This window comes from Aeromicrobium duanguangcaii, from assembly GCF_024508295.1.
GTDB lineage: Bacteria > Actinomycetota > Actinomycetes > Propionibacteriales > Nocardioidaceae > Aeromicrobium > Aeromicrobium duanguangcaii.
The window spans coordinates 1,806,009-1,828,814 of record NZ_CP101990.1 but is presented as its reverse complement, the minus strand read 5'-3'; the positions used below and the strand labels follow the sequence as shown (position 1 = coordinate 1,828,814).

Sequence of the window (22,806 nt, the reverse complement as noted above, 5' to 3'; positions counted from 1 at the left end):
GAGCCGAGAACGTGGCAGAACTGGTCTTCTACTCCGGCACGATGGACTCGGGCAAGAGCACCTTGGCCCTGCAGCTGGACCACAACCACCGTGCCCGCGGACGGGTGGGACGCATCTACTCGTCGCACGACCGTGCCGGCGAGGCGGTCCTGTCCAGCCGGCTGGGGCTCGCGACCCCGGCGATCGAGGTGACCGGGGAACTCGACTTCTGGGCCGACGTCGTGGGCGAGCTGACCGGGGGAGGGCGGGTCGACTACCTGGTGTGCGACGAGGCGCAGTTCTACACCAGTGAGCAGGTCGACCAGCTGGCCAAGGTCGCCGACGAGCTGTCGATCGACGTCTTCTGCTTCGGCATCCTCACCGACTTCCGCACGCGGCTCTTCCCGGGCTCGCTGCGACTGGTCGAGCTGGCCGACCGGGTGCTGACCCTGCAGGTCGAGGCGCTGTGCTGGTGCGGCTCCCGCGCCACCCACAACGCCCGCACCGCCGACGGCGAGATGGTGACCGAGGGCGAGGTCATCGTGGTCGGTGACGTCGAGGACCCCGACCGTCCCACGCCGCAGATCGGCTACGAGGTGCTGTGCCGGCGCCACCACCGCAAGCGGATGACCGCTGCGCGGGCGCAGGCCGGGGCGCTGTCGCCCGACGTGCTGCCGTTCGACTGAGGCCGCGGGGGCGGCGTCGCCGTTACTCCGGCGAGCCGCCGAACATGATCTCGTCCCAGCTGGGGACGGACCGGCGCGAGTGCTTCTTGCGGGGCTTGGGGGTGTCGGGGACGGCGATGCGCTCCTCGAGCGCCTGGTCCTCGACGTCCTCGACCGGCTCCTCGACGGGCTCGTCGAAGACGGCCTGCTCGAGGGCCCGGCGATCGCGGGCCTCCTTGATCGAGCGCACGAGGGGAGCATGGTCGAGCTCGTCGGCGACGCCGTAGGCCTCGGGGGTCTCGGTGACCAGGTCGGCCAGCGCCATGTCGTGCTGCTCCTGGGTGGCGAGGTCGCCCACCAGGTCGCGGGCGGCGTCGTCGTCGGCGACGACGTAACGGCTCTTGGGGTCGTAGAGGAAGTTCGCGGAGCTGCCCTCGAGGTCGACGCTGACGGTCCAGCGGCCGTCCTCACGGCGCCAGGCGTCCCACTCGGCGTCCTCGGGCGTGATGCCACGCTGCACCAGGGCAGCATCGGCCAGCTCGGCCAGGGCGACCGCGGGGCCGCCGACGTGCTTGCGGCGGACGGTTGTGGCGCGCGCCGACTGGGCCATCCACTCGCGCTCGGCGATGACCGGCACGGCGAAGCCGTGGACGCGCTCGACCGTGATGCCGGCCTGCTCGGCGACCTCCTCGACCGATTCGCCGCGACGGATGCGGGTCTGGATCTCGCGGGGGTTGAGCGAACTCTCCATCGGAATCTCCATCTGTCCGGAACGACTCGAACCCGCGGGGGCTCGATCGACCAGTGAGGTGAGCCGGCGATCGATGCTGAGCCGGAAACGTTCTCCGGTGGTCGCGTCCCGGGCGACGAGGAATCGCCCGTCGTCGCTGAGCCCCACGGTTGCGAGTTCCCGCATGTTCGAGCCTCCCCGTGTCGCTTCTGCCACCGACTTCGATGCTAATGACGGCAGCACCTGATCGAGGGGAGACTCGCCGTGTCCGGTCTCGGTTTCGACCGACGAGCCACCCGTAGCCGTCAGTGCGTCAGCGTACCGGGCGTCACCGCGGGGGCTCGGTAGAGGAGCGCGACGGTGGCCGTCAGCAGGGCCGCCGCGACGGGCAGGGTGAAGCCGACCGAGGCCGACCAGCGATCCACCATCAGGCCCGCGACGGCGGCACCGAGAGCGGTCCCGGTCGACATTCCGGTCGTGGTCCAGGTGAGGGCCTCGGTGAGCCGCGAGTTCGGCACCGTCAGCTCGACCAGGTGGACCGCCGTGATGAGCGTGGGGGAGAGGGCGAACCCGGCCAGCAGGAAGCCGATGGCCAGGAGCGCGATGGTGGGCGCGAAGGGCAGGGGAGCCAGGAACACGACGAGGGCCACGGTGGTCAGGCGCAGCCGGCGCACGGGGTCGGCGGGAGGCGCCAGGGCCCCGATGGCCAGCCCGGCGGCGAGGCTGCCCGCCGACCAGATCGCCAGCACGACACCGGCGGCCCCGGGCTGACCCTGCTCCTCGGTGAACGCGACCACCAGGACCTCGGTGGCGCCGAACAGGACGCCCAGCCCGAAGGCCGCGACGACGAGCGGGCCGAGGAGTCCCCAGGGCAGCGGCTCGCGCGGCACGCTGGTGTCCGAGCGGTGCGACGGCTGGGTGCCGCGCTGGAGGGCCAGGCCCCACGCGCCGACGATGGCGGCGGCGCCGGCGACCGCCAGCCCCGACCAGTCGAGGGCGCTCAGCGTCAGGACGGTCACGAGCACGGGTCCGACGACGAAGACCGCCTCGTCGAGGACCGCCTCGAGGGCGAAGGCGGTCTGCAGCCGCCTGCGGTCGTTCAGCACATGGCTCCACCGGGCCCGGACGAGGTTGCCGGTCTGCGGTGCGCCGATGCCGGCGATCATGGCGCCGGCGGACGCTCCCCAGAGCGTCTGGTCGACCGTCAGCAGCACCACGGTGACGCCGGTGGCGAAGATCGCGCCGGCCGCGAACAGGACAGGCGACTGGCCCAGCCGATCGGCCCAGCGGCCCTGCACCGGCGCGAACACCGCCGAGGTGATCACGTAGACGGCCATGACCAGCCCGGCCGGGCCGTACTCGCCCGTGCGCGACGAGATCAGCATCACGATGCCCAGGCCCGTCATCGACAGGGGCAGCCGACCCAGGGCGCCGGCGGCGGTGAAGGCCGGGGCGCCGGGCGTCGCGAGGATCGAGCGGTAGGCGGAGAGCATGGCGGGACCAATCTAGGACCCGGTCGCGACAACCACCGCCGTGGGAGACTGACGGCATGGACGCACGGCCGTACGACGCCCTCCTGCTGGTCTCCTTCGGAGGCCCCGAGAAGCCCGAGGACGTGGTGCCGTTCCTCGAGAACGTGACGCGCGGACGGGGGATCCCGAAGGAGCGCCTGGTCGAGGTGGGCGAGCACTACTTCGGCTTCGGCGGCAAGTCGCCGATCAACGGGATCAACCGCGAGCTGCTGGCCGCGCTTCGGGCCGACTTCGCCGAGCAGGGCGTGGAACTGCCGATCTACTGGGGCAACCGCAACTGGGACCCGTACCTGGCCGACGCCTTCGAGCAGATGGTGGCCGACGGCGTCGAGCGCGTCGCGTGCTTCATGACCAGCGCCTACTCGTCGTATTCCAGCTGTCGTCAGTACCGCGAGGACCTCTTCGAGGTCTCGCACGACCTGCCGATCCGGGTCGACCGGCTGCGCCACCACTTCAACCACCCCGTCTTCGTCGAGCTGTTCACCGAGTACGCCCGTGACGCCCTCGCCCAGGTGGGCCCCGACGCCCACGTCGTGTTCGTGACGCACTCGGTGCCCGAGCAGATGAACGAGGCCAGTGGGGGCCCGGGGTGCGGGCTCTACGAGCGCCAGCACCTGTCCGTGGCCCGGATGGTGTCCGAGGCGCTCGGCGTGACGGAGTGGTCGCTGGCCTACTGCTCGCGATCGGGACCGCCGAGCCAGCCGTGGCTCGAGCCCGACATCAACGACCATCTCGAGGAGCTGGCCGGGAAGGGCGTGACGAGTGTGGTGCTCGTCCCCATCGGCTTCGTGGCCGACCACATGGAGGTCGTCTACGACCTCGACACCGAGGCGAAGGCCACCGCCGAGGAGCTGGGTCTGCGGTTCGCCCGCGCGGCCAGCCCGAACGCCGACCCCCGGTACGCCGCGATGATCCGCGACCTGCTGCTCGAGCGCGCCGCCGCCGAGCGGGGCGAGTCGCCCGAGCGCCCCGCGGTGGGCGAGTTCGGCCCGAAGGCCGACACCTGCGCCGCTGACTGCTGCCTCAACCCGCGGTCGCAGCGCCCGGTGCTCGCGTGAGCGAGCTGCTCGACCTGGCGCGCAGCGTCGCCGCCGACGCGGCGGAGCACGTGCGCGCGCTGCGACCCCGGGGCCGGGTCGGGGTGGCCGGAACGAAGTCGAGCCCGACGGACCTGGTCACGGCGATCGACCGCTCGTGCGAAGAGCTCATCCGTGCCCGGATCCTCACCGCCCGCCCCGACGACGCCTTCGTGGGCGAGGAGGGTCAGGACGTCGCGGGCACGTCCGGAGTCGAGTGGATCGTCGACCCGATCGACGGCACCGTGAACTTCGTCTACGGCATCCCGCGGTACGCCGTATCCATCGCGGCCCGGCGCGACGGCGTCGACGAGATCGGCGTCGTCGTGAACATCGCCACCGGCGAGGCCTACGAGGCCACCGCCGGTGGAGGAGCCTGGCGCGTGGACGGACACGAGCGGACGCGCCTGACCGGACCTCCCGCGGCGCCCGTGGACCAGATGCTGGTCGCGACCGGGTTCAACTACGTGCCCAGCGTGCGCGAGCACCAGGCGGCCGCGGTCGGCCGGATGCTGCCGCACGTGCGCGACATCCGCCGCATCGGCGCGGCGGCGCTCGACCTCACCGACCTTGCCGAGGGCCGGCTCGACGCGTACGTCGAGCAGGGGCTCAAGCCGTGGGACCACGCGGCGGGCGCCCTGATCGCCCGTGAGGCCGGACTCGTGGTCACGGGCCCCGGAGGGGTCCCGGACGAGCGACTCGTGGTCGCCGCGCCCGCCGCCTCCGTCGAGGAGTTCCTGGCGCTGGTCGAGCGTTGTCGATTCTGATCCCATATCACGCCTCGACTCGCGCGTTCGCCATGGGAGTGGAAACGTCAGCGACGTCAAGGGGGTTCATGTCTTCCGGCTGCAGGCGGTTTTGACCCATGTGGTTGAATCTGCGCGTTCCACAAGAACACCACCCCAGTTCCACGAGAACCAGCATGGAGAGTTGATGGCAACCGATTACGATGCGCCGCGCAAGACAGACGAAGAGCAGTCCGAGGACAGCATCGAGGAACTGAAGGCGCGTCGCCACGAGAAGAACTCGGGCAAGGTCGACGAGGACGAGGTCGAGGCGGCCGAGTCCTTCGAGCTGCCCGGCGCCGACCTCTCGCACGAGGAGCTGGCCGTCAAGGTCGTGCCGAAGCAGTCCGATGAGTTCACCTGCATGTCCTGCTTCCTGGTTCACCATCGCAGCCAGATGGCGAGCGAGAAGAACGGCATGCCGATCTGCAAGGACTGCGCCGACTGACGTCTGCAGCCACCTGACGTCCGGTCCCAGCCGCTCTGCGGGGGACCGGGCGTCGTTGTCTTTCAGCGGTCCGTGGCGTCCTTGAGGGACTTCATGCCCGGCGGCAGACCGCCGGTGGATCGCACCCAGTAGTTGGCGGCGCTGCGCCGCACCAGGGTGCGCACGACCTGCACGGTCGCCCCGCCCACGGCCGCCCACGCGACGGCCTCCGTGGTGCTGAGCTCGGGGTTGCGGGTGTTGCGCGGGGGCTTGCGCCCGGTGGCGGCTCGCCAGGCGAGGTTCGAGACCCGGGGCGCCAGCGACGCCGCGAGGAGGCCGGAGCCGGCGTCCAGGGCTCGCCAGGCGCCACGGCCGCGGTTCTTGGAGATCTTCGCCTCGGCGACCGAGGTCGTGGCGGCGTCAGCCTTCTTCTTCGCGCGCTTCCTGGCCATCGCTGGTCCTTTCATCGGGGGCAGGACCAGTGTGACCCACGACGCGCTCCACCGTGGCGGGACGTCGGGTCGACACGAGCCAGTAGGGCGTCGGATCGGCCGGGTCGGCGACCTCGACGCGGACGCCGCGATCGATCCAGGGACGCGTCAGCAGGAAGGCGCGGTCGGTGCCGGCGCGATCGAGCGCGGCACGCCACGCGGTGGGGTCGAGTGCCTCGACCCTGCCCAGGTGGGGACCGTCGAGGCTCGCGTCGCCGGCGCGGAACCGGCCCGGCTCGGCGACGACGCGCAGGGCGCCCCAGCGCCACAGCCCCGCGCCCAGGACGACGAGCGTCGCCAGCCCGGCGGTCGCGGCGATGGCCGGGCTGGTCGCGACCAGCAGCAGCCACGCCACGATGACGGCGGCCAGGGCGACGATGCCCCACCAGAGGCCGGATGCGACGAGTCGTTCGGAGTGACGCGGGGGGTTCGTTTCCACGACTCCACTGTGCCCGATGGGGGTGCACGCCAGTATCGTCGCCACCGTGACCGAGGTGCAGATCCGACGGCTCGACGCCGACGTCCCCCTTCCCGCGTACGCCCACCCCGCCGATGCCGGGGCCGACCTGGTCGCGAACGTCGACCTCACACTGGAGCCGGGCGAGCGAGCGCTCGTCCCGACCGGTGTGGCGATCGCCCTGCCCGAGGGGTTCGCGGGGTTCATCCACCCGCGGTCGGGACTGGCCCTGCGCCACGGTCTCTCCGTCGTCAACACGCCGGGCACCATCGATGCGGGTTACCGTGGCGAGGTCAAGGTGCTGCTGATCAACCACGATCTGCGCGAGCCCGTGCAGATTCGCCGCGGCGACCGGATCGCGCAGCTGGTGGTCCAACGGGTCGAGCGGGTCCGGTTCGTCGAGGTCGACACACTGTCCGACTCCGTGCGGGGTGCAGGCGGGTACGGTTCCTCGGGTGGTCACGCCTCCATCGAGGCGACAACGGAAGGAAGTCTGTGATGTTTGGTCGCAAGAAGTCCGGGGCGACCGACTCCGGGTCGGCCTCCGCGCCGGTCGAGCGCGTCGAGGTCACCGGTCCGCGGGCCGACGGGCCGTTCGACATCGTCGAGCGCCCGCTCGAGAACCCTGACGAGTACGTCGACCTCGGCGCCCTGCTGATCAAGATGCGCGGCGACATCGAGGTCCAGCTGCCCACCGAGGACGACGTCGTCACGGCCGTCCTGGTCACCTCGGGCGGCTCGGCCGTCGAGCTGCGCCCCTTCGCGGGCGCGCGCAGCGGTGGCACGTGGGACGGCGTCCGCGCCGAGCTGCGCGACGAGGTCGACAAGCGCGGCGGCAGCTTCGAGGAGGTCGAGGGACCGTTCGGCACCGAGGTGCTGGCCCAGTTCCCCGCCAAGGACACCGAGGGCAACGACGCGATCCAGCCGGCCCGCTTCATCGGCATCGAGGGTCCTCGCTGGGTCGTGCGCGCCACGATCCTGGGCGCGGCCGGCCTCGAGTCCACGGACGAGGGCGTCTTCATGGAGATCCTGCGCGACCTGCGGGTCCGTCGCGGCGAAGAGCCCCGCATCCTGCGCGAGTCGCTGCCGCTGCAGCTGCCGCCGGACGCCCAGCGGATCCCCGAGGAGTAGACGGCCATGGCAGGCGTGGTGTCGCGGTGGCTCGATCGCTTCTCGCTCGAGCACCAGGACGACGCCGAGCTCCGCGTCCGGACCATCGCCGCGGGCTGCTCGGCGATCCAGGACGCGCCGACGCGTGAGCGCGCCGACGTGCACGGCGTGCTCCACGACGTCACGCTGCGCCCGGTCGACGACGCCACGGCCCTCGAGGCCACCCTGTACGACGGCACGGGCACGGTCACGCTGATCTGGCTGGGCCGGCGTCGCATCGAGGGCATCGCCGCCGGTCGTTCCCTGACCGCCAGCGGGCGGATCGGTCACCGAGGACAGGAGCGAGTCATGTACAACCCCGCGTATCGGCTGGACCCGTGACCGATCCCGCGGAGCGACCTGACGTCAGCGCCGCGACCGTCGAACAGGTCGTGCGCCAGCGCCTGGCCGAGGCGTTCGGGGGAGCGCGCGGCATCATCGAGGCCGCCGTCCCGACCATCGCGTTCACGGTCTGTTACCTCACCACCCGCGAGCTGACGCTCAGCCTCATCATCGCCTCGAGCCTCACCGCCGTGCTGCTGATCGCGCGGATCGTCCAGCGGTCAAACCCCCAGTTCGTCATCAACGCCCTCGTGGGCATCGGCATCGCCGCGCTGTTCGCCTCCCGCACGGGAGAGGCCCGCGACGTGTTCCTGCCCGGCATCATCTACAACGCCGGGTACGCCGTCGTCCTGATCGCCACCGTCGTGATCGGCTGGCCGGCGATCGGCGTCATGATCGGCGCGCTGGTCGGCGACCTGAGCCGCTGGCGCCGCGATCCGGGGATGCGGCGGCTGTGCAACCGCCTGACCCTGATCTTCGCGCTGCCGTGCATCCTGCGGGTCGTCGTGCAGTACCCGCTCTACGCCGCCGACCAGATCGGCTGGCTGGGCACGTCGAAGATCGTCATGGGCTGGCCGTTGCAGATCGCGACCCTGGCCGCGATGGTCTGGCTGCTGAGTCGCAACAGCACGCCGGTCACCGACCTGGGTGACGTCGACGAGCCGGAGCAGGCCTGAGTCAGTCCTTCGGCGGTGCCAGCAGGGCCGACAGCGCGGCCTCGGCGTCGGGCGAGGTGACGAACAGCAGCTCGTCCCCGGCCTCGACGGTGCGGTCGTCCTCGGGCGGCAGCGACTCCTGGTTGCGCAGGATCGCGACGGGCGTGGCCCCCTCGGGCCACGCGATGTCGCCCAGGCGCCGGCCCACGTGCGCCGACTCGTCCGGGACCGTCAGCTCGACCAGGTTGATGTTGCTCTGGCGGAACGTGAACAGGCGCACGAGATCGCCCACGGCGACCGCCTCCTCGACCAGCGCGGCCATGATGCGCGGCGTCGAGACCGCCACGTCCACGCCCCAGGACTCGCCGTAGAGCCACTCGTTGCTGGGGTTGCTGACACGGGCGACGGTGCGCGGAACCGTGAACTCGGTCTTGGCCAGCAGCGAGGTGACGAGGTTGGCCTTGTCGTCGCCGGTGGCCGCGATCACGACGTCGCACGTCTGCAACTGGGCCTCCTCCAGCGTGGACATCTCGCAGGCGTCGGCCAGCAGCCACTGGGCGCCGGGCACGAGATCGCTGCGGATGGCGCTCGCGGACTTGTCGATGAGCAGCACGGTGTGGCCGTGGTCGAGCAGCTCCTGGGCCACGGAGCGGCCGACGGCCCCCGCTCCGGCGATCGCGACGCGCATCAGTGGTCCTCCTGGGGTCCCGCGGCCAGCGACTCGAGAGCTTCGTCGGCCCGGGCGGCCACCAGGAACATGCTCAGGTAGTCGCCCTCCTGGATGACGGTGTCGGCGGTGATCTGCTCGCCGCGGCCCAGCCGGGTGATGAACCCGACCCGCACCCCGGTCTCGGCCTCGAGCGCAGCCACGGTGCGGCCCACCCACGCGAACGGGGCGTAGGCGTTGTCGAGTCGCAGCTGGCCCGACGGATCGCGCCAGGCCGGCTCGGAGCCGGCCGGCAGCAGCCGGCGCAGGACCTGGTCGGCGGCCCACGGCACCGTGGCGACCGTGGGGATGCCGAGGCGTTCGTAGACCTCGGCGCGCCGGGGGTCGTAGATCCGGGCGACGACGTTCTCGACGGTGAACATCTCGCGGGCCACGCGGGCGGCGATGATGTTGGAGTTGTCGCCGCTGGACACGGCCGCGAAGGCGTCGGCGGTCTCGATCCCGGCGTTGACCAGGACGCCCCGGTCGAAGCCCATGCCGGCCACGGTGAGGCCCGCGAAGGCCGGTCCGAGACGTCGGAAGGCATCGGGGTTGGAGTCGATCACGGCGGTCGAATGTCCCCGGGACTCCAGGCTGCGGGCCAGCGACGATCCGACGCGTCCGCACCCCATGATCACGATGTGCACACCGGCGACGCTACACCGATCCAGAACCGGTCTAGCATCGGTTCCGTGGGATTGACCGGCGCGCTCAAGCGCGCGCTCATCGGACAGAAGCTGCGCACCTCCCAGATGGGCGAGACCCTGCTGCCCAAGCGGGTCGCGCTGCCCGTCTTCGCCAGCGATGCGCTGTCGTCCGTGGCGTACGCGCCGGACGAGATCTTCCTGACGCTGTCGATGGGCGGACTGTCGGCGTACGCGTTCAACTGGCAGATCGGGATCGCGGTCGTGGTCGTGATGCTGACGGTCGTGGCGTCCTATCGCCAGAACGTGCACGCCTACCCCAGCGGCGGCGGCGACTACGAGGTCGCCACCGTGAACCTGGGCCGCAACGCCGGGCTCACGGTCGCGAGCGCGCTGATGGTCGACTACGTCCTGACGGTCGCGGTGTCGATCTCCTCGGGCGTGCAGAACGCCGCGGCGGCGCTGCCCTTCCTCAAGGGGCACGAGGCGGCGGCCGCGGTCGGGCTGGTCGTCCTGCTGACCGCGGTGAACCTGCGCGGAGCGAAGGAGTCCGGCCGGGCCTTCGCGATTCCCACGTACCTGTTCATGGCCTCGATCGCGTTGATGGCGATCTGGGGTTACACGCAGTACGCGATGGGCACGCTCCCGCAGGTCGAGAGCGCGAAGTACGACATCGCCGCCGAGGACCCGTTCGCCGGAGCGATCTCCGGCGTGGCGATGGCCTACCTGCTCGCCCGGGCCTTCTCCTCGGGCTGCGCGGCCCTGACCGGTGTCGAGGCGATCAGCAACGGCGTGCCGGCGTTCCGCAAGCCCAAGAGCCGCAACGCGGCGACGACGCTGCTGCTGCTCGGCACGATCTCGATCGTGATGCTGATGAGCATCATCGTGCTGGCCGACCTGATGGACCTGCGCTACGTCGAGGACCCGGCGCACCAGCTGCTGCTGGACGGCCGGCCCGTCGGCGAGGGCTACGTCCAGGAGACGGTCATCGGCCAGCTCGCCGCGGCGCTGTTCCAGGGCGTGCCCCCGCTGTTCTACTTCGTCATCGCGTGCACCGGCGTCATCCTCGTGCTGGCCGCGAACACCGCCTTCAACGGCTTTCCCGTCCTCGCGTCGATCCTCGCGCGCGACGGGTTCCTGCCGCGTCAGCTGCACACGCGCGGTGACCGGCTGGCGTTCAGCAACGGCATCGTGACCCTCGCGGCGGCGGCCGGGGTGCTGATCGTGGCGTTCGACGCGGAGGTCACGAAGCTGATCCAGCTGTACATCGTCGGCGTCTTCGTGTCGTTCACCCTGAGCCAGCTGGGGATGATCCGGCACTGGACCCGGCTGCTCGCCGAGGAGACCGACGCGGCGGCACGCGGCCGGATGCACCGGTCGCGCGGAGTGAACGCGTTCGGCCTCGCGATGACCGCCACGGTGCTCGTGATCGTCCTGGTCACGAAGTTCCTCGCCGGCGCGTGGATCGCGATCCTGGCGATGGTGGCGGTGTTCCTCGTCATGCGCGGGATCTCGCGTCACTACGACCGCGTGGCCCTCGAGCTCGCCGTCGACGAGAACGACGTCGCGCTGCCCGCCCGGGTGCACGGCATCGTGCTGGTCAGCAAGCTGCACAAGCCGACGATGCGGGCGATCGCCTACGCCCGGCTCGGCCGCCCCAGCTCGCTGGAGGCCGTCTCGGTCAACCTCGACCCGGACGACAGCGCCGAGCTCGCGCGCCGGTGGGACGAGTTGAGGGTGCCGATACCGTTGAAGGTGCTCGACTCGCCGTACCGCGAGGTCGTGCGGCCGATCGTCAGGTACGTCAAGACCAAGCGCACGCAGAATCCGCGCGACATCGTGACGATCTACATCCCGGAGTACGTCGTCGGCCGGTGGTGGGAGCAGCTCCTGCACAACCAGACGGCGCTGCGGCTCAAGGCCCGGCTGCTGTTCCTGCCGGGGGTGCTGGTCGTCAGCGTGCCGTACCAGCTGGCCTCGGCGAAGCGAGTGAAGAAGGACCATGCACGGCCGACCCCCGGTGACGTGCGTCGTGGAATCGGAGGGCGGAGCGGTGGCTGAGACGGATCCCGTGGTCGAGGTCGGACCGGTGGCGCACGGCGGCCACTGCGTGGCGCGCCTCGACGGCCAGGTCGTGTTCGTGCGCCATGCGCTGCCCGGCGAGGTCGTCCAGATCCACGTGACCGAGCGCTCGCGCAAGTTCCTGCGCGCCGACGCCATCCGCGTGCTGGAGCCGTCGCCGGACCGGGTCGAGCGTCCTTGCCCGCTGTCCGGACCGGGGCTGTGCGGCGGCTGCGACTTCCAGCACGTCTCGGCCGAGGGCCAGCTGACGCTCCTCACCGATGTGGTGCGCGAGCAGCTGCAGCGGCTCGCCGGCCTGAAGTGGTCAGGGCGGGTCGAGGCTGTGGGCCCGCTGCTGGACTGGCGCACCCGCGTGGTGTGGTCGGTCGCCGAGAACGGCATGGCCGGGCTGCGCCGCCATCGCAGTCACGACGTGCTGCCGATCCCGTCGTGCCCGATCGCGCACCCCGACCTGCCCGACGTCACCGAGCAGACCTGGGACGAGCCGCGGGTCGAGGCCATCGTGTCGTCCACGGGCCAGCGCCTGCTGGCGACCGACGCGACCATCGGCGACCGGCTCGAGGCCGAGGTCGACGGTGTCGTCGCCTCGGACGGCACGGTCCGCGCCGGCACCGGGACCCTCGTCGAGCGCGTCCACGGCCGGGACTTCCGCGTCAGCGGCTCGGGCTTCTGGCAGGTCCACCCGGACGCGGCCACGACCCTGGTCGACGCCGTCACGGCCGCCGCGGACGTCCGCCCCGGCGATCGCGTCCTCGACCTGTACGCCGGGGCCGGACTGTTCTCGGCGTTCCTGGCGCCCGCGTGCGCTCCCGGCGAGCTGGTCAGCGTCGAGGGGAACCGGCGCGCGTCGGCCGATGCCCGCGAGAACCTCGCCGACCTGTCGAACGCCTCGACGGTGCACGCGCCGGTCGAGCGGGCCCTGGCTCGGGGCACGCTGGGCGCACGCGCCGACGTCGTCGTCCTCGATCCGCCGCGCACGGGAGCGAAGGATGCCGTGGCGGCCATCGCCGCGCTGGAGCCCCGGCGCATCGTCTACGTCGCCTGCGATCCCGCCGCCCTGGCCCGCGACCTGGCGACCTTCGCGAAGCTCGGCTATCGGCTCGACTCGCTGCGCGGGTTCGCGCTGTTCCCGATGACGCACCACGTCGAGTGCGTCGCGTCGCTTGCGCGCGACTGACGGGTCCGGTTGAGTCACCCCCGTGAAGTACGCCGATCCCCACGCGTGTCCGGCCTGCCGGGGCGCGATCTCGGGGGGAATCTCCTGTCCGCACTGTGCCTTCGACCTGACCTCGCGCGAGGCCCAGCAGCTCTGGGGGCTGTTCGTCCAGGCGGACGGCCTGGTGGAGCACGGGCGTGCGCTCCAGTCGCGCGCGCCGCGCCCCGATCCTGAGCCGCGACCGGCGGTTGCGGCCGCCGCGACCAACGCGACCTCCGCGGCCCCCGCGAATCCCGTGGCCCCCGGCGCGTACCGGCCCGCCGTGCCGACCGCCGCGCAGCACTCGTGGTCGACCGGCTCGATCCTGCTCGGCCTCGGCGCGGTCTGCCTGGTCGTCGCCGGCATCATCTTCACGACCGTCGCGTGGGGCGTCCTCGGGATCCTCGGCCGCGCCCTGATCCTGCTCGTCGTGACGGCCATCGCGGGCGCCTGCGCCTGGTGGGCGACCCGACGTCGCCTGTTCGGGACGGCCGAGTCGCTCTGGTCGGTCTTCCTCGGACTGATCACCGTCGACGTCCTCGCCGCGGTCGGCCAGGGACTGTTCGGCCTGGAGTGGGGTGACTTCGCGGTGGTCTCGCTGGTGTGGACCGCCGGCGTCGTGGGCACCGCCGTGGCGCTCGTGCGGTGGGCCCGTGCGGAGTTCGGCCACGAGCTGGTCATGCCGCAGATCGCGGCCGGTCTGGCCCCGTGGGTCAGCGCCCCCGCGCTGATGGACCGGCTGATCGACCTGGGGGACCAGGACACGTGGTTCTGGAGCGCGGTGGCCGCGCTCGCCGTTCCGCTCGTCGTCACCGTGCTCGGTGTCCGCCTGCGGATGCCCTGGGCCACGTGGGGTGCCGGCTTCCTCACCCTGTGCCTCGGGGTCTTCGCAGTGGTGTTGGCGGTCATCCACGCCCAGTCCGGCAGCCCGGTGCTGACCTTCGGTGAGGCGTTGCCGACCTTCACGCTGATCGTCGCTGCGCTCGTCGGTGGCGTGCTCGTGCTCGCCCTGCGGCCGTGGCTCGTGGGCGCGGCGACCGTCGGACTGCTGTTCCTGGTCGGGGTCGCGGCGTCCGGTTGGGCCTGGCGTGCCGACGTGCCCGGCAGCATCGCGGTCGTCGCCGTGGTCGTGGCCGTTCTGGCCGTTGCCGTCGTGCGTCCCGACGCGTGGTCGCTCGGCGTGCGCTGGGGCACGCTCGTCACGGGGTCCGCGCTGCTGCTGTGGGCCGGTGCGGTCGCGCTGATGAACCTCGAGCGGATCGACGTCGCGGACCGCTATCTGACGCCCGCCGACGTCTGGGCGCGCCCCGTCGACATCTCCGTGCGCGAGGACTGGAAGGTCCTGGCGGTCGTCGCGGCCCTCCTGGTCGTCTGGTGGGCGATGGGCCGCTGGCCGGCGCCGCGGTTCGTCCCCGACGAGCTGCGGCTGCCCGTGGCGCTCGTCGCCGGGGGAGCGGGCATCGTCACGGCGGTCGCCTCGTCGTCGCTCCCGTTCCTGGTGCACGCGATCGCGCTCGTGGTCGTGGGCGCGGCTCTCGCCTTCGGTCTGCGGCGCGCCCCCGCCTGGTTCGCGGTCGTCCCGCCCGTCGTGGTCGCGATGGCCGCGGTGGTCGTCCCCGGTGACTCCTCGGTCACCGCGTGGACGTGGGGACTGGTCGCCGCAGGGTTCGGCCTGTGCGCCCTGGCCGGCTTCGACGACCCGGTCGAGACGAGACGAGGAACGTCCGCCGTCTCCCTCGGGCTCGCCACCGCCGCCGTGATCGCGACGATCGGCCTCGTCCTGAACCTCTCCGACACCGACCCCGGCTGGTGGAGCACGATCATCGCGGGCTGCGCGGCCGCGGCGCTGCTGCTGGCCCTCGCCCTGGACGAGCTGCCCTGGCACCGCATCGCCGTGGAGGTCGTCGCGGCGTTCGCGCTGGTCGTCGCCGTCGTCTCGGCGGACGGCCTCGCCACGGTCGCCCTGCTGTTCACGATCGGCGCCGTCGCCGCCGCCGTGGTCGGCCTGCTGGACGACGACCGCACGTACCTGCGATGGGTCGCGGCCGGTCTCGTGGGCGGGGCGTGGGTGACCCGGCTGGCCGCCAGCGAGGTCGGCACGGTCGAGGCGTACACGGCCCCGTTCGCGGTCGCGGTCCTCGCGGCCGGCGTGTGGCGTCTGCGTGAGGACTCCGGCAGCCGGACCTGGTCCGTGCTGGTCCCGGGCCTGACCCTGGCGCTGCTGCCGTCGCTGCCGCAGGCCCTCGCGGACCCGACGAGCGTGCGGGCCGGACTGCTCGCGCTCGTGGCGGCGGGCTTCCTCGCCGCCGGCGTCATGCTGCGGTGGGGCGCGCCCGTCGTGGCGGGCTCCGCGGTGGTCCTCGTGCTGGTCCTGGCCAACGTCGGGCCCACGGCACTGGCCCTGCAGCGATGGATCCTCATCGCGATCGCGGGACTGGTCCTGCTCGTCGTGGGCACGACCTGGGAGAAGCGCGTCGCCGAGGGTCGGGCGCTCGTCGCACGGCTGGCCGCGCTCCGGTGAGGCTCGCCTGAGCGGCGCCGCCCGGAATCGGTTGATATCGTGTATCTTGACATCAAGATAAATGGTGCGTCTTAGGTCATCCTGATCCGGCACGAGATGCCGCGCGAAGGCAGGATGGGAACACCAGTGAAGGAGAAGCCCATGAGCGTCGACACATTCCAGGCGAAGGATTCCCTGGCGGTCGGAGACACGTCCTACGACTACTACCGACTGGATGCGGTTCAGGGCGAGGGACTCGACGTCGCCTCCCTGCCGTTCAGTCTCAAGATCCTGCTCGAGGCGCTGCTGCGCACCGAGGACGGCGCCGACATCACGGCGGACGACATCAAGGCCCTGGCCTCCTGGGACCCGAAGGCGGACCCGAGCAAGGAGATCCAGTTCACGCCCGCCCGCGTGATCATGCAGGACTTCACCGGCGTCCCCTGTGTCGTCGATCTCGCCACGATGCGTGAGGCGATGGCCGACCTGGGCGGCGACCCCTCCAAGATCAACCCCCTCGCGCCCGCCGAGATGGTCATCGACCACTCCGTGATCGCCGACGTCTTCGGCACGCCCGAGGCGTTCGAGCGCAACGTCGAGATCGAGTACGAGCGCAACGGCGAGCGCTACAAGTTCCTGCGCTGGGGCCAGGGCGCCTTCAGCGACTTCCGCGTCGTCCCCCCGGGCACCGGCATCGTGCACCAGGTCAACATCGAGAAGCTCGCGCGCACCGTCTTCACCCGTGACGGCGTCGCGTACCCCGACTCCTGCGTCGGCACCGACTCGCACACCACCATGGTCAACGGCCTGGGCGTCGTGGGCTGGGGCGTCGGCGGCATCGAGGCCGAGGCCGCGATGCTCGGCCAGCCGATCAGCATGCTGATCCCGCGCGTCGTCGGCTTCAAGCTGTCCGGCGAGCTGCCGCAGGGCGCCACCGCGACCGACTTGGTCCTCACGATCACCGAGATGCTGCGCGAGCACGGCGTCGTCGGCAAGTTCGTCGAGTTCTACGGCTCGGGCGTCGGCGCCGTCCCGCTGGCCAACCGCGCCACGATCGGCAACATGAGCCCCGAGTACGGCTCGACGATCGCCGTCTTCCCGATCGACGCCGAGACCACGAAGTACCTCGAGCTCACCGGCCGCAGCGCCGAGGAGATCGCCCTCGTCGAGGCCTACGCCAAGGCCCAGGGCCTGTGGCACGACCCCGAGCACGAGGCCCGCTACAGCGAGTACCTCGAGCTGGACCTCGGTGACGTCGTCCCGTCGATCGCCGGCCCGAAGCGTCCGCAGGACCGCATCGCGCTGACCGAGAGCAAGACCGCGTTCCGGTCCTCGCTGCGCGACTACGTCGACCACGACGAGCAGCAGCTCAACGGCTACGACGAGGCGGTCGAGGACTCCTTCCCGGCGTCCGACCCGCCCAAGACGTCGACCTTCGCGAACGGCGGCGAGGGCCCCAGCGAGCACGCCACGGGTGCGCCCGGCGAGCGGGTTCGCAACCCCCAGACCGTCACGCTCGAGGACGGCACGACCTTCGAGGTCGACCACGGCGCCGTGACGATCGCGGCGATCACGTCGTGCACCAACACGTCGAACCCGTCGGTCATGATCGGCGCCGGCCTGCTGGCGAAGAAGGCCGTCGAGAAGGGCCTGCAGCGCAAGCCGTGGGTCAAGACCACGCTGGCCCCCGGTTCGAAGGTCGTCACCGACTACTACGAGAAGTCGGGTCTGAACGTCTACCTCGACAAGCTCGGCTTCAACCTCGTCGGCTACGGCTGCACGACCTGCATCGGCAACTCGGGCCCGCTGATCCCCGAGGTCAGCGCCGCCGTGAACGAGGGTGACCTGGCCGTCACCGCCGTGCTCTCGGGCAACCGCAACTTCGAGGGCCGCATCAACCCCGACATCAAGATGAACTACCTCGCGTCCCCGCCGCTGGTCATCGCGTACGCGCTGGCCGGGTCGATGGACGTCGACCTGTTCAACGATCCGCTGGGCCAGGACGCCGACGGCAACGACGTCTACATGAAGGACATCTGGCCGACGCCGAGCGAGGTCGAGGACGTCATCGCGTCGTCGATCGACTCCGACACCTTCAGCCGTGAGTACGCCGACGTCTTCGCCGGTGACGAGCGCTGGCAGAACCTGCCGACGCCCGAGGGCGACACGTTCGCCTGGGACGAGGACTCCACGTACGTCCGCAAGGCGCCGTACTTCGAGGGCATGGGCCTCGAGCCCGACCCGGTCACCGACATCGCGGGCGCGCGCGTCCTGCTGAAGCTGGGCGACTCGGTCACGACCGACCACATCAGCCCCGCCGGCGCGATCAAGAAGGACAGCCCGGCCGGCAAGTACCTCATGGAGAAGGGCGTGCAGCCGCGCGACTTCAACTCCCTGGGCTCGCGCCGCGGCAACCACGAGGTGATGATCCGCGGCACGTTCGCGAACATCCGCCTGCGCAACCAGATCGCGCCCGGGACCGAGGGTGGCTTCACCCGCGACTTCTCGGCCGACGGCGAGGTCACCACGGTCTTCGAGGCCTCCGAGAACTACCAGGCCGCCGGCACCCCGCTGGTCGTCCTGGCGGGCAAGGAGTACGGCTCGGGCTCGTCGCGTGACTGGGCCGCCAAGGGCACCGCGCTACTGGGCGTCAAGGTCGTCATCGCCGAGTCGTACGAGCGGATCCACCGCTCGAACCTCATCGGCATGGGCGTCCTGCCCCTGCAGTTCCCCGAGGGCCAGAACGCCGAGTCGCTGGGCCTGACCGGCGAGGAGACCTTCACGGTCACCGGCGTCACGGAGCTCAACGAGGGCCGCACGCCGCGCACCGTCAAGGTCAAGGCCGACGACGTCGAGTTCGACGCCGTCGTCCGGATCGACACCCCCGGTGAGGCGAACTACTACCGCAACGGCGGCATCATGCCGTACGTGCTGCGCTCGCTGCTGGACTGAGTGTGAGCCGAAGGCGCGTCCCCGTCACCGGATCGGTGGAGGGGGCGCGCCTTTCGCGTGCCCGCTGGACGACGTTCGATGATGGGATGGGTTCGTGACGATCCACTCTGAGCACCCCTTCGTGCCGCCGGACCGCGACAAGGACGCCTTCCGGCGCCTGCGCGGGCGGTTGCCCGCGCCGGTCACGGTCGTGACGACCGGGGCCGGACGTGCCCGGGCCGGGCTGACCGTGTCGGCGATCGTGCTGGTCGACGGCGAACCCGCCCGCTTCGAGGCGTTCGTCGACCCGGACGCGACGTTGGGGGAGTCGGTCGAGGTCGGCTCCCGCGTGGCGGTCAGTGTCCTGCGGCCCGGCGACGACTACCTGGCCGAGGTGTTCGCCGGCCTCGCCCCGGCCCCCGGCGGCATGTTCACCGTGGGGGAGTGGGTGCAGTCCCCGTGGGGCCCGAGGCTGGACGGCCGGTCGTGGTGGGGCGCCACCGTGGACGCCGTGACCGAGGTCGGCTGGTCGCTGCGCGTCACCGGGGTGGTCGAGGAGGTCGACGTGGAGTCCGCGACGGGCGTCGCCCATGCCCGTGGACGCTTCCACGATCTCGGGTGACCCGGCCGCCGGACCGGGCGAGGGCCGGTCGACGGGTCACGCTGGTGGCGCGTCGTTACGATGGAGCAATGGCTTCTGTCCTCAGTTCCGTGTCCGGTCCCGCAGACCTGCGACGACTGGATGATCAGGCGCTGACGCAACTCGCCGCCGAGGTCCGTGAACTGCTGATCGAGTCGGTGGCCGCCAACGGTGGTCACCTCGGGCCGAATCTCGGCGTGGTGGAGTTGACGATCGCGCTGCACCGGGTCTTCGATTCGCCGAACGACAAGATCGTCTGGGACACCGGCCACCAGTCGTACGTCCACAAGATGCTGACCGGTCGCGCCGACCAGTTCGCCCAGGGGCGTTTGCGCAAGGAGGGCGGCCTCTCGGGCTACCCGTCGCACGCGGAGTCCCCGCACGACTGGGTCGAGAACTCGCACGCGTCGACCTCGCTGTCGTACGCCGACGGCCTGGCCCGCGCGAACGCGGTGCAGGGCAAGGACGACCACGTCGTCGCGGTCATCGGCGACGGCGCCCTGACCGGCGGCATGGCGTGGGAGGCCATCAACAACATCTGCGCCGACAACTCGCGCCGGGTGGTCATCGTCGTCAACGACAACGGTCGCTCCTACACGCCGACCGTCGGCGGCCTCGCGAACCGGCTCACCCAGATCCGCACCAACCCGCGGTACGAGCCCGCCCTCAGCGCCGTCCGTGAGCGCATGACGACCGGCCCCAAGGTCGCCGGCGTCGCCTACGAGGCGCTGCACGCCATCAAGAAGGGCTTCAAGGACGTCCTCGCGCCCCAGGGCATGTTCGAGGACCTCGGGATCAAGTACCTCGGTCCCATCGACGGACACGACCGCCGGGCGCTGGAGCAGGCGCTCACCGCGGCTCGTCACTTCGGCGGCCCCGTGCTGGTGCACGCGATCACGACCAAGGGCCACGGCTACGACATCGCCGTCGCCAACGAGAACGACCAGATGCACCAGTCGCACCCGTTCGACCGGCTGACCGGCGAGGCCGTGAGCATCGCGCCCGCGGGCTGGACATCCGTGTTCCGCGACGAGATCGTCCGCATCGCCGACGACCGGCCCGACATCGTGGGCATCACGGCGGCCATGCTCTATCCCACCGGCCTGGACGCGTTCGCGGACAAGTTCCCCGACCGGGTGCTCGACGTCGGCATCGCCGAGCAGCACGCGGTCACCAGCGCCGCCGGCATGGCCATGGGCGGACTCCACCCGGTGGTCGCCGTCTACGCCACGTTCCTGAACCGGGCGTTCGACCAGGTGCTGATGGACGTCGCCCTGCACCGCCAGGGCGTCACCTTCGTGCTCGACCGCGCGGGCGTCACGGGTGACGACGGCGCGAGCCACAACGGCATGTGGGACATGTCCCTCATGCAGATCGTCCCCGGACTGCACCTCGCCGCTCCGCGTGACGGCAGCCGCCTGCGCGAGCTGCTGCGTGAGGCCGTCGAGATCGACGACGCCCCCAGCGTGGTCCGGTTCGCCAAGGGCGCCGTTCCGGCCGACCTGGACGCGATCGACCGGATCGGCACGATGGACGTGCTGCACCGCGGTGACGATCCCGAGGTCCTCGTGGTGGGCGTGGGAACGATGGCCGCGATGGCCGTCGACGTCGCCCGCCTGCTGGAGGACGCCGGTGTCGCGTCGACCGTCGTCGACCCGCGCTGGATCAAGCCGCTCGACCCGGCCCTGCTGGACCTCGCCGCCGAGCACCGCCTCGTCGTGACGATCGAGGACAACGGCCGCCAGGGCGGCGTCGGCTCCACGATCCTCAACGAGATCAGCGACCGGGGCCTGGTCGTGCCCGTGCGGATCCATGCCGTGGCGCAGGAGTTCCTCGACCACGCGAAGCGCGATGTCATCCTCGACCGGCTCGGCCTGACGCCCGATGCGATCGCGTCCGACGCCCTCGACCGGTTGAAGGAATGTCCCGAGGGTGACCGGCGTTGACTCCGAAGTGGTTTTCACGACGACGTTCCGATGAGTACGAGCGCGACCCGATCCCGCTGATCGTCGCTCTCGACGGCTTCCTCAGCGCGGGGTCCTCCTCCGTGCTGGCGGCCGAGCAGCTGCGCACGCCCGATGGTGAGGTCGTGCACGAGTTCGATCTGGACTCCTTCTACGACTACCGGGCCCGCCGGCCCCCGATCACGTTCCGACGCGACCACTACGTGGACTACGTCGAGCCGGTCCTGCAGATCACCCGTCACGTCGACCGCTCCGGCAAGCCGTACCTGCTGCTGGCCGGTCCCGAGCCCGACTTCGGCTGGGAGTCGTTCGTCGCCGAGACGATCGACGTCATCACCGAGCTCGGCGTCCCGCTGACGGTCGCCCTGGGTGGCATCCCGATGGGGGTCCCGCACACCCGGCCGCCGCTGCTGACGATGCACGGCACGCGCCCCGAGCTGGTCGATCGCCAGAACTTCTGGAACGCCGAGGTGACGGTGCCGTCCTCGGCGCAGTCGCTGCTGGAGTACCGGATGCGCGAGCACAAGCTCGACGCGATCGGCTACGTGGTGCACGTCCCGCACTACCTGACGCAGGTCGAGTACCCCACGGCCGCGCTCGCGCTGCTGGAGGCGGTCGCCCTGCGACTCGACCTGGATCTTGACCTTGAGGACCTGCGGGCCCGTCAGCCCGACTCGATCCACGAGATCGAGCAGCAGATCTCCGACCAGGACGGCGAGCAGGTGCTGGCCGGGCTCGAGGAGCAGTACGACATCTTCAGCCGCGGTGCGGCCGAGTCGCTGCTGGCCGACGATGCCAGCCTCCCGACGGGCGACGAGCTCGCCAGTCAGCTGGAGCAGTTCCTTGCGCGCCAGCGCAAGGACGATCAGGGCTGAGGACCGCCGGCCGATGGGACCGAGATCACCGTCGGTGGGGGTCGTCGGGGCCGGTGGGACGGTTCGGGTTCGATAGGATCGCGGTCGTGCCTGCCTCCGTGAATGAACTCGTCGATCTGCTGGATGTCGAACAGCTCGAGGTGAACCTCTTCCGGGGCGGTCAGCCGGAGAACTCCCGGCTCAAGCGCGTCTTCGGCGGGCAAGTGGCCGGCCAGGCGGTCAGCGCGGCCCAGCGCACGGTGACGGACGGCAAGCAGCTGCACTCGCTGCACGTCTACTTCATCCTCGGCGGCGACCCGAGCATCCCGATCATCTACGACGTCGAGAGCGTGCGCGACGGCCGGTCGTTCGCGACCCGGCGGGTCTCGGCACGCCAGCACGGCGAGGTCATCTTCTACATGACCGCCTCGTTCCAGAAGGACGAGGGTGGCTGGGACCACCAGGACGTGCTCCCGCCGACGCCCGGGCCCGACGAGGCCACCTCGATGCTCGACCTCGTGCAGTTCATCAGCCCGGACGGCACCGAGCAGTGGAAGCAGGAGTGGGGCGGCTTCGACATGCGGTACGTGGGCGACCCGCGGCCCGAGGACGATCCGAGCCGCCAGTTCCAGCCGGTCGTCCAGCGGATGTGGTTCCGTGCGGCCGAGCGGCTGCCCGACGACCCGCAGCTGCACCGCGCGGCGTTCACGTACTACAGCGACTTCAGCCTGCTGGGCGCGGCGCTCGTGCCGCACGGCGTGCTGATCAGCTCGCCGAAGGTGCAGCCGGCGTCGCTCGACCACGTGGTGTGGTTCCACCGGCCGTTCCGGGCCGACGAGTGGCTGCTCTACGACCAGACGTCGCCCTCGGCCTCCGGCGCCCGCGGACTCAGCACCGCCAAGGTCTACAAGCAGGACGGCACGTTGGTCGCCACGGTGGCGCAGGAGGGGCTCATCCGCCCCGCGAAGCGCCCCGAGGACCGCTGAGTCCCACGCTCGGCC

At 71.2% G+C, this 22,806-nt stretch carries 22 protein-coding genes; 16 read left to right on the top strand and 6 right to left on the bottom strand.

What is annotated here, in order from left to right:
* The first annotated feature begins 11 nt into the window (after nt 1-11).
* The gene (locus tag NP095_RS09055) at nt 12-665 is read left to right on the top strand and encodes a thymidine kinase (protein ID WP_249378305.1); all 654 of its coding nucleotides are present in this window, start codon (nt 12-14) and stop codon (nt 663-665) included.
* A gap of 22 nt (nt 666-687) precedes the next feature.
* Here the strand turns inward: NP095_RS09055 and sepH are convergent, their stop codons facing one another.
* A complete protein-coding gene (gene sepH / locus NP095_RS09050) occupies nt 688-1,560 on the bottom strand; it encodes a septation protein SepH (protein ID WP_249378304.1) in 873 nt (290 codons plus the stop codon).
* 119 nt (nt 1,561-1,679) lie between these two features.
* The gene (locus tag NP095_RS09045) at nt 1,680-2,867 is read right to left on the bottom strand and encodes an MFS transporter (protein ID WP_256765967.1); all 1,188 of its coding nucleotides are present in this window, start codon (nt 2,865-2,867) and stop codon (nt 1,680-1,682) included.
* A 56-nt stretch (nt 2,868-2,923) separates the two neighbouring features.
* Between NP095_RS09045 and NP095_RS09040 the strand changes: the two genes are divergently transcribed.
* From NP095_RS09040 to NP095_RS09030, 3 genes are all read left to right on the top strand, one after another.
* Complete coding sequence (locus tag NP095_RS09040) at nt 2,924-3,964, top strand: ferrochelatase (RefSeq protein ID WP_249378302.1); 1,041 nt, start codon at nt 2,924-2,926, stop codon at nt 3,962-3,964.
* Nucleotides 3,961-4,749 carry an inositol monophosphatase family protein gene (locus tag NP095_RS09035; RefSeq protein WP_256765966.1) on the top strand — a complete coding sequence of 263 codons (789 nt, stop codon included), beginning with the start codon at nt 3,961-3,963 and terminating at the stop codon, nt 4,747-4,749. Before NP095_RS09040 ends, NP095_RS09035 begins: the two co-directional genes overlap by 4 nt.
* A 166-nt stretch (nt 4,750-4,915) precedes the next feature.
* Nucleotides 4,916-5,215, top strand: coding sequence for a DUF4193 domain-containing protein (locus tag NP095_RS09030; protein ID WP_249378300.1), 300 nt, complete (start codon nt 4,916-4,918; stop codon nt 5,213-5,215).
* 62 nt (nt 5,216-5,277) lie between these two features.
* Here the strand turns inward: NP095_RS09030 and NP095_RS09025 are convergent, their stop codons facing one another.
* Nucleotides 5,278-5,646 (bottom strand): DUF4235 domain-containing protein, encoded by a 369-nt coding sequence (locus NP095_RS09025; RefSeq protein WP_249378299.1) that lies wholly within the window; start codon nt 5,644-5,646, stop codon nt 5,278-5,280.
* Nucleotides 5,615-6,124 carry a DUF3093 domain-containing protein gene (locus NP095_RS09020; RefSeq protein ID WP_256765965.1) on the bottom strand — a complete coding sequence of 170 codons (510 nt, stop codon included), beginning with the start codon at nt 6,122-6,124 and terminating at the stop codon, nt 5,615-5,617. The genes NP095_RS09025 and NP095_RS09020 overlap by 32 nt, the downstream gene beginning before the upstream one ends.
* Before the next feature lie 46 nt (nt 6,125-6,170).
* Between NP095_RS09020 and dut the strand changes: the two genes are divergently transcribed.
* The 4 genes from dut to NP095_RS09000 are packed head-to-tail and all read left to right on the top strand — an operon-like array spanning nt 6,171 to nt 8,310.
* Nucleotides 6,171-6,641, top strand: a complete 471-nt coding sequence (gene dut / locus NP095_RS09015; protein WP_249378297.1) for a dUTP diphosphatase — start codon at nt 6,171-6,173, stop codon at nt 6,639-6,641.
* Complete coding sequence (locus NP095_RS09010) at nt 6,641-7,273, top strand: DUF3710 domain-containing protein (RefSeq protein WP_249378296.1); 633 nt, start codon at nt 6,641-6,643, stop codon at nt 7,271-7,273. Before dut ends, NP095_RS09010 begins: the two co-directional genes overlap by 1 nt.
* Before the next feature lie 6 nt (nt 7,274-7,279).
* Nucleotides 7,280-7,633, top strand: a complete 354-nt coding sequence (locus NP095_RS09005; protein WP_249378295.1) for an OB-fold nucleic acid binding domain-containing protein — start codon at nt 7,280-7,282, stop codon at nt 7,631-7,633.
* Nucleotides 7,630-8,310, top strand: a complete 681-nt coding sequence (locus NP095_RS09000; protein ID WP_249378294.1) for a DUF3159 domain-containing protein — start codon at nt 7,630-7,632, stop codon at nt 8,308-8,310. Before NP095_RS09005 ends, NP095_RS09000 begins: the two co-directional genes overlap by 4 nt.
* A 1-nt stretch (nt 8,311) precedes the next feature.
* Here the strand turns inward: NP095_RS09000 and NP095_RS08995 are convergent, their stop codons facing one another.
* Nucleotides 8,312-8,977 (bottom strand): potassium channel family protein, encoded by a 666-nt coding sequence (locus NP095_RS08995; RefSeq protein WP_249378293.1) that lies wholly within the window; start codon nt 8,975-8,977, stop codon nt 8,312-8,314.
* Nucleotides 8,977-9,642, bottom strand: coding sequence for a potassium channel family protein (locus NP095_RS08990; RefSeq protein ID WP_256765964.1), 666 nt, complete (start codon nt 9,640-9,642; stop codon nt 8,977-8,979). Before NP095_RS08990 ends, NP095_RS08995 begins: the two co-directional genes overlap by 1 nt.
* Nucleotides 9,643-9,747: 105 nt before the next feature.
* Here NP095_RS08990 and NP095_RS08985 point away from each other — a divergent pair, with 105 nt between their 5' ends.
* The 8 genes from NP095_RS08985 (at nt 9,748) to NP095_RS08950 (ending at nt 22,791) form a co-directional block, all read left to right on the top strand.
* The gene (locus tag NP095_RS08985) at nt 9,748-11,700 is read left to right on the top strand and encodes an APC family permease (protein WP_306173292.1); all 1,953 of its coding nucleotides are present in this window, start codon (nt 9,748-9,750) and stop codon (nt 11,698-11,700) included.
* The gene (locus NP095_RS08980; protein ID WP_256765962.1) at nt 11,693-12,898 is read left to right on the top strand and encodes a class I SAM-dependent RNA methyltransferase; all 1,206 of its coding nucleotides are present in this window, start codon (nt 11,693-11,695) and stop codon (nt 12,896-12,898) included. The genes NP095_RS08985 and NP095_RS08980 overlap by 8 nt, the downstream gene beginning before the upstream one ends.
* A 22-nt stretch (nt 12,899-12,920) precedes the next feature.
* Nucleotides 12,921-15,437, top strand: coding sequence for an SCO7613 C-terminal domain-containing membrane protein (locus tag NP095_RS08975; RefSeq protein ID WP_256765961.1), 2,517 nt, complete (start codon nt 12,921-12,923; stop codon nt 15,435-15,437).
* A 141-nt stretch (nt 15,438-15,578) separates the two neighbouring features.
* The gene (gene acnA, locus NP095_RS08970) at nt 15,579-18,368 is read left to right on the top strand and encodes an aconitate hydratase AcnA (RefSeq protein WP_256765960.1); all 2,790 of its coding nucleotides are present in this window, start codon (nt 15,579-15,581) and stop codon (nt 18,366-18,368) included.
* A gap of 94 nt (nt 18,369-18,462) precedes the next feature.
* Nucleotides 18,463-18,969, top strand: a complete 507-nt coding sequence (locus NP095_RS08965) for a flavin reductase (protein WP_256765959.1) — start codon at nt 18,463-18,465, stop codon at nt 18,967-18,969.
* Nucleotides 18,970-19,037: 68 nt separating this feature from the next.
* On the top strand, nt 19,038-20,933 hold the full coding sequence (dxs, locus tag NP095_RS08960) for a 1-deoxy-D-xylulose-5-phosphate synthase (protein WP_256765958.1): 1,896 nt from the start codon (nt 19,038-19,040) through the stop codon (nt 20,931-20,933).
* Entirely contained in the window at nt 20,930-21,826 is an 897-nt protein-coding gene (locus tag NP095_RS08955; RefSeq protein WP_249378285.1) for a proteasome assembly chaperone family protein, read from the top strand. The genes dxs and NP095_RS08955 overlap by 4 nt, the downstream gene beginning before the upstream one ends.
* Nucleotides 21,827-21,912: 86 nt before the next feature.
* The gene (locus NP095_RS08950) at nt 21,913-22,791 is read left to right on the top strand and encodes an acyl-CoA thioesterase (protein ID WP_256765957.1); all 879 of its coding nucleotides are present in this window, start codon (nt 21,913-21,915) and stop codon (nt 22,789-22,791) included.
* Nucleotides 22,792-22,806 lie beyond the last annotated feature (15 nt).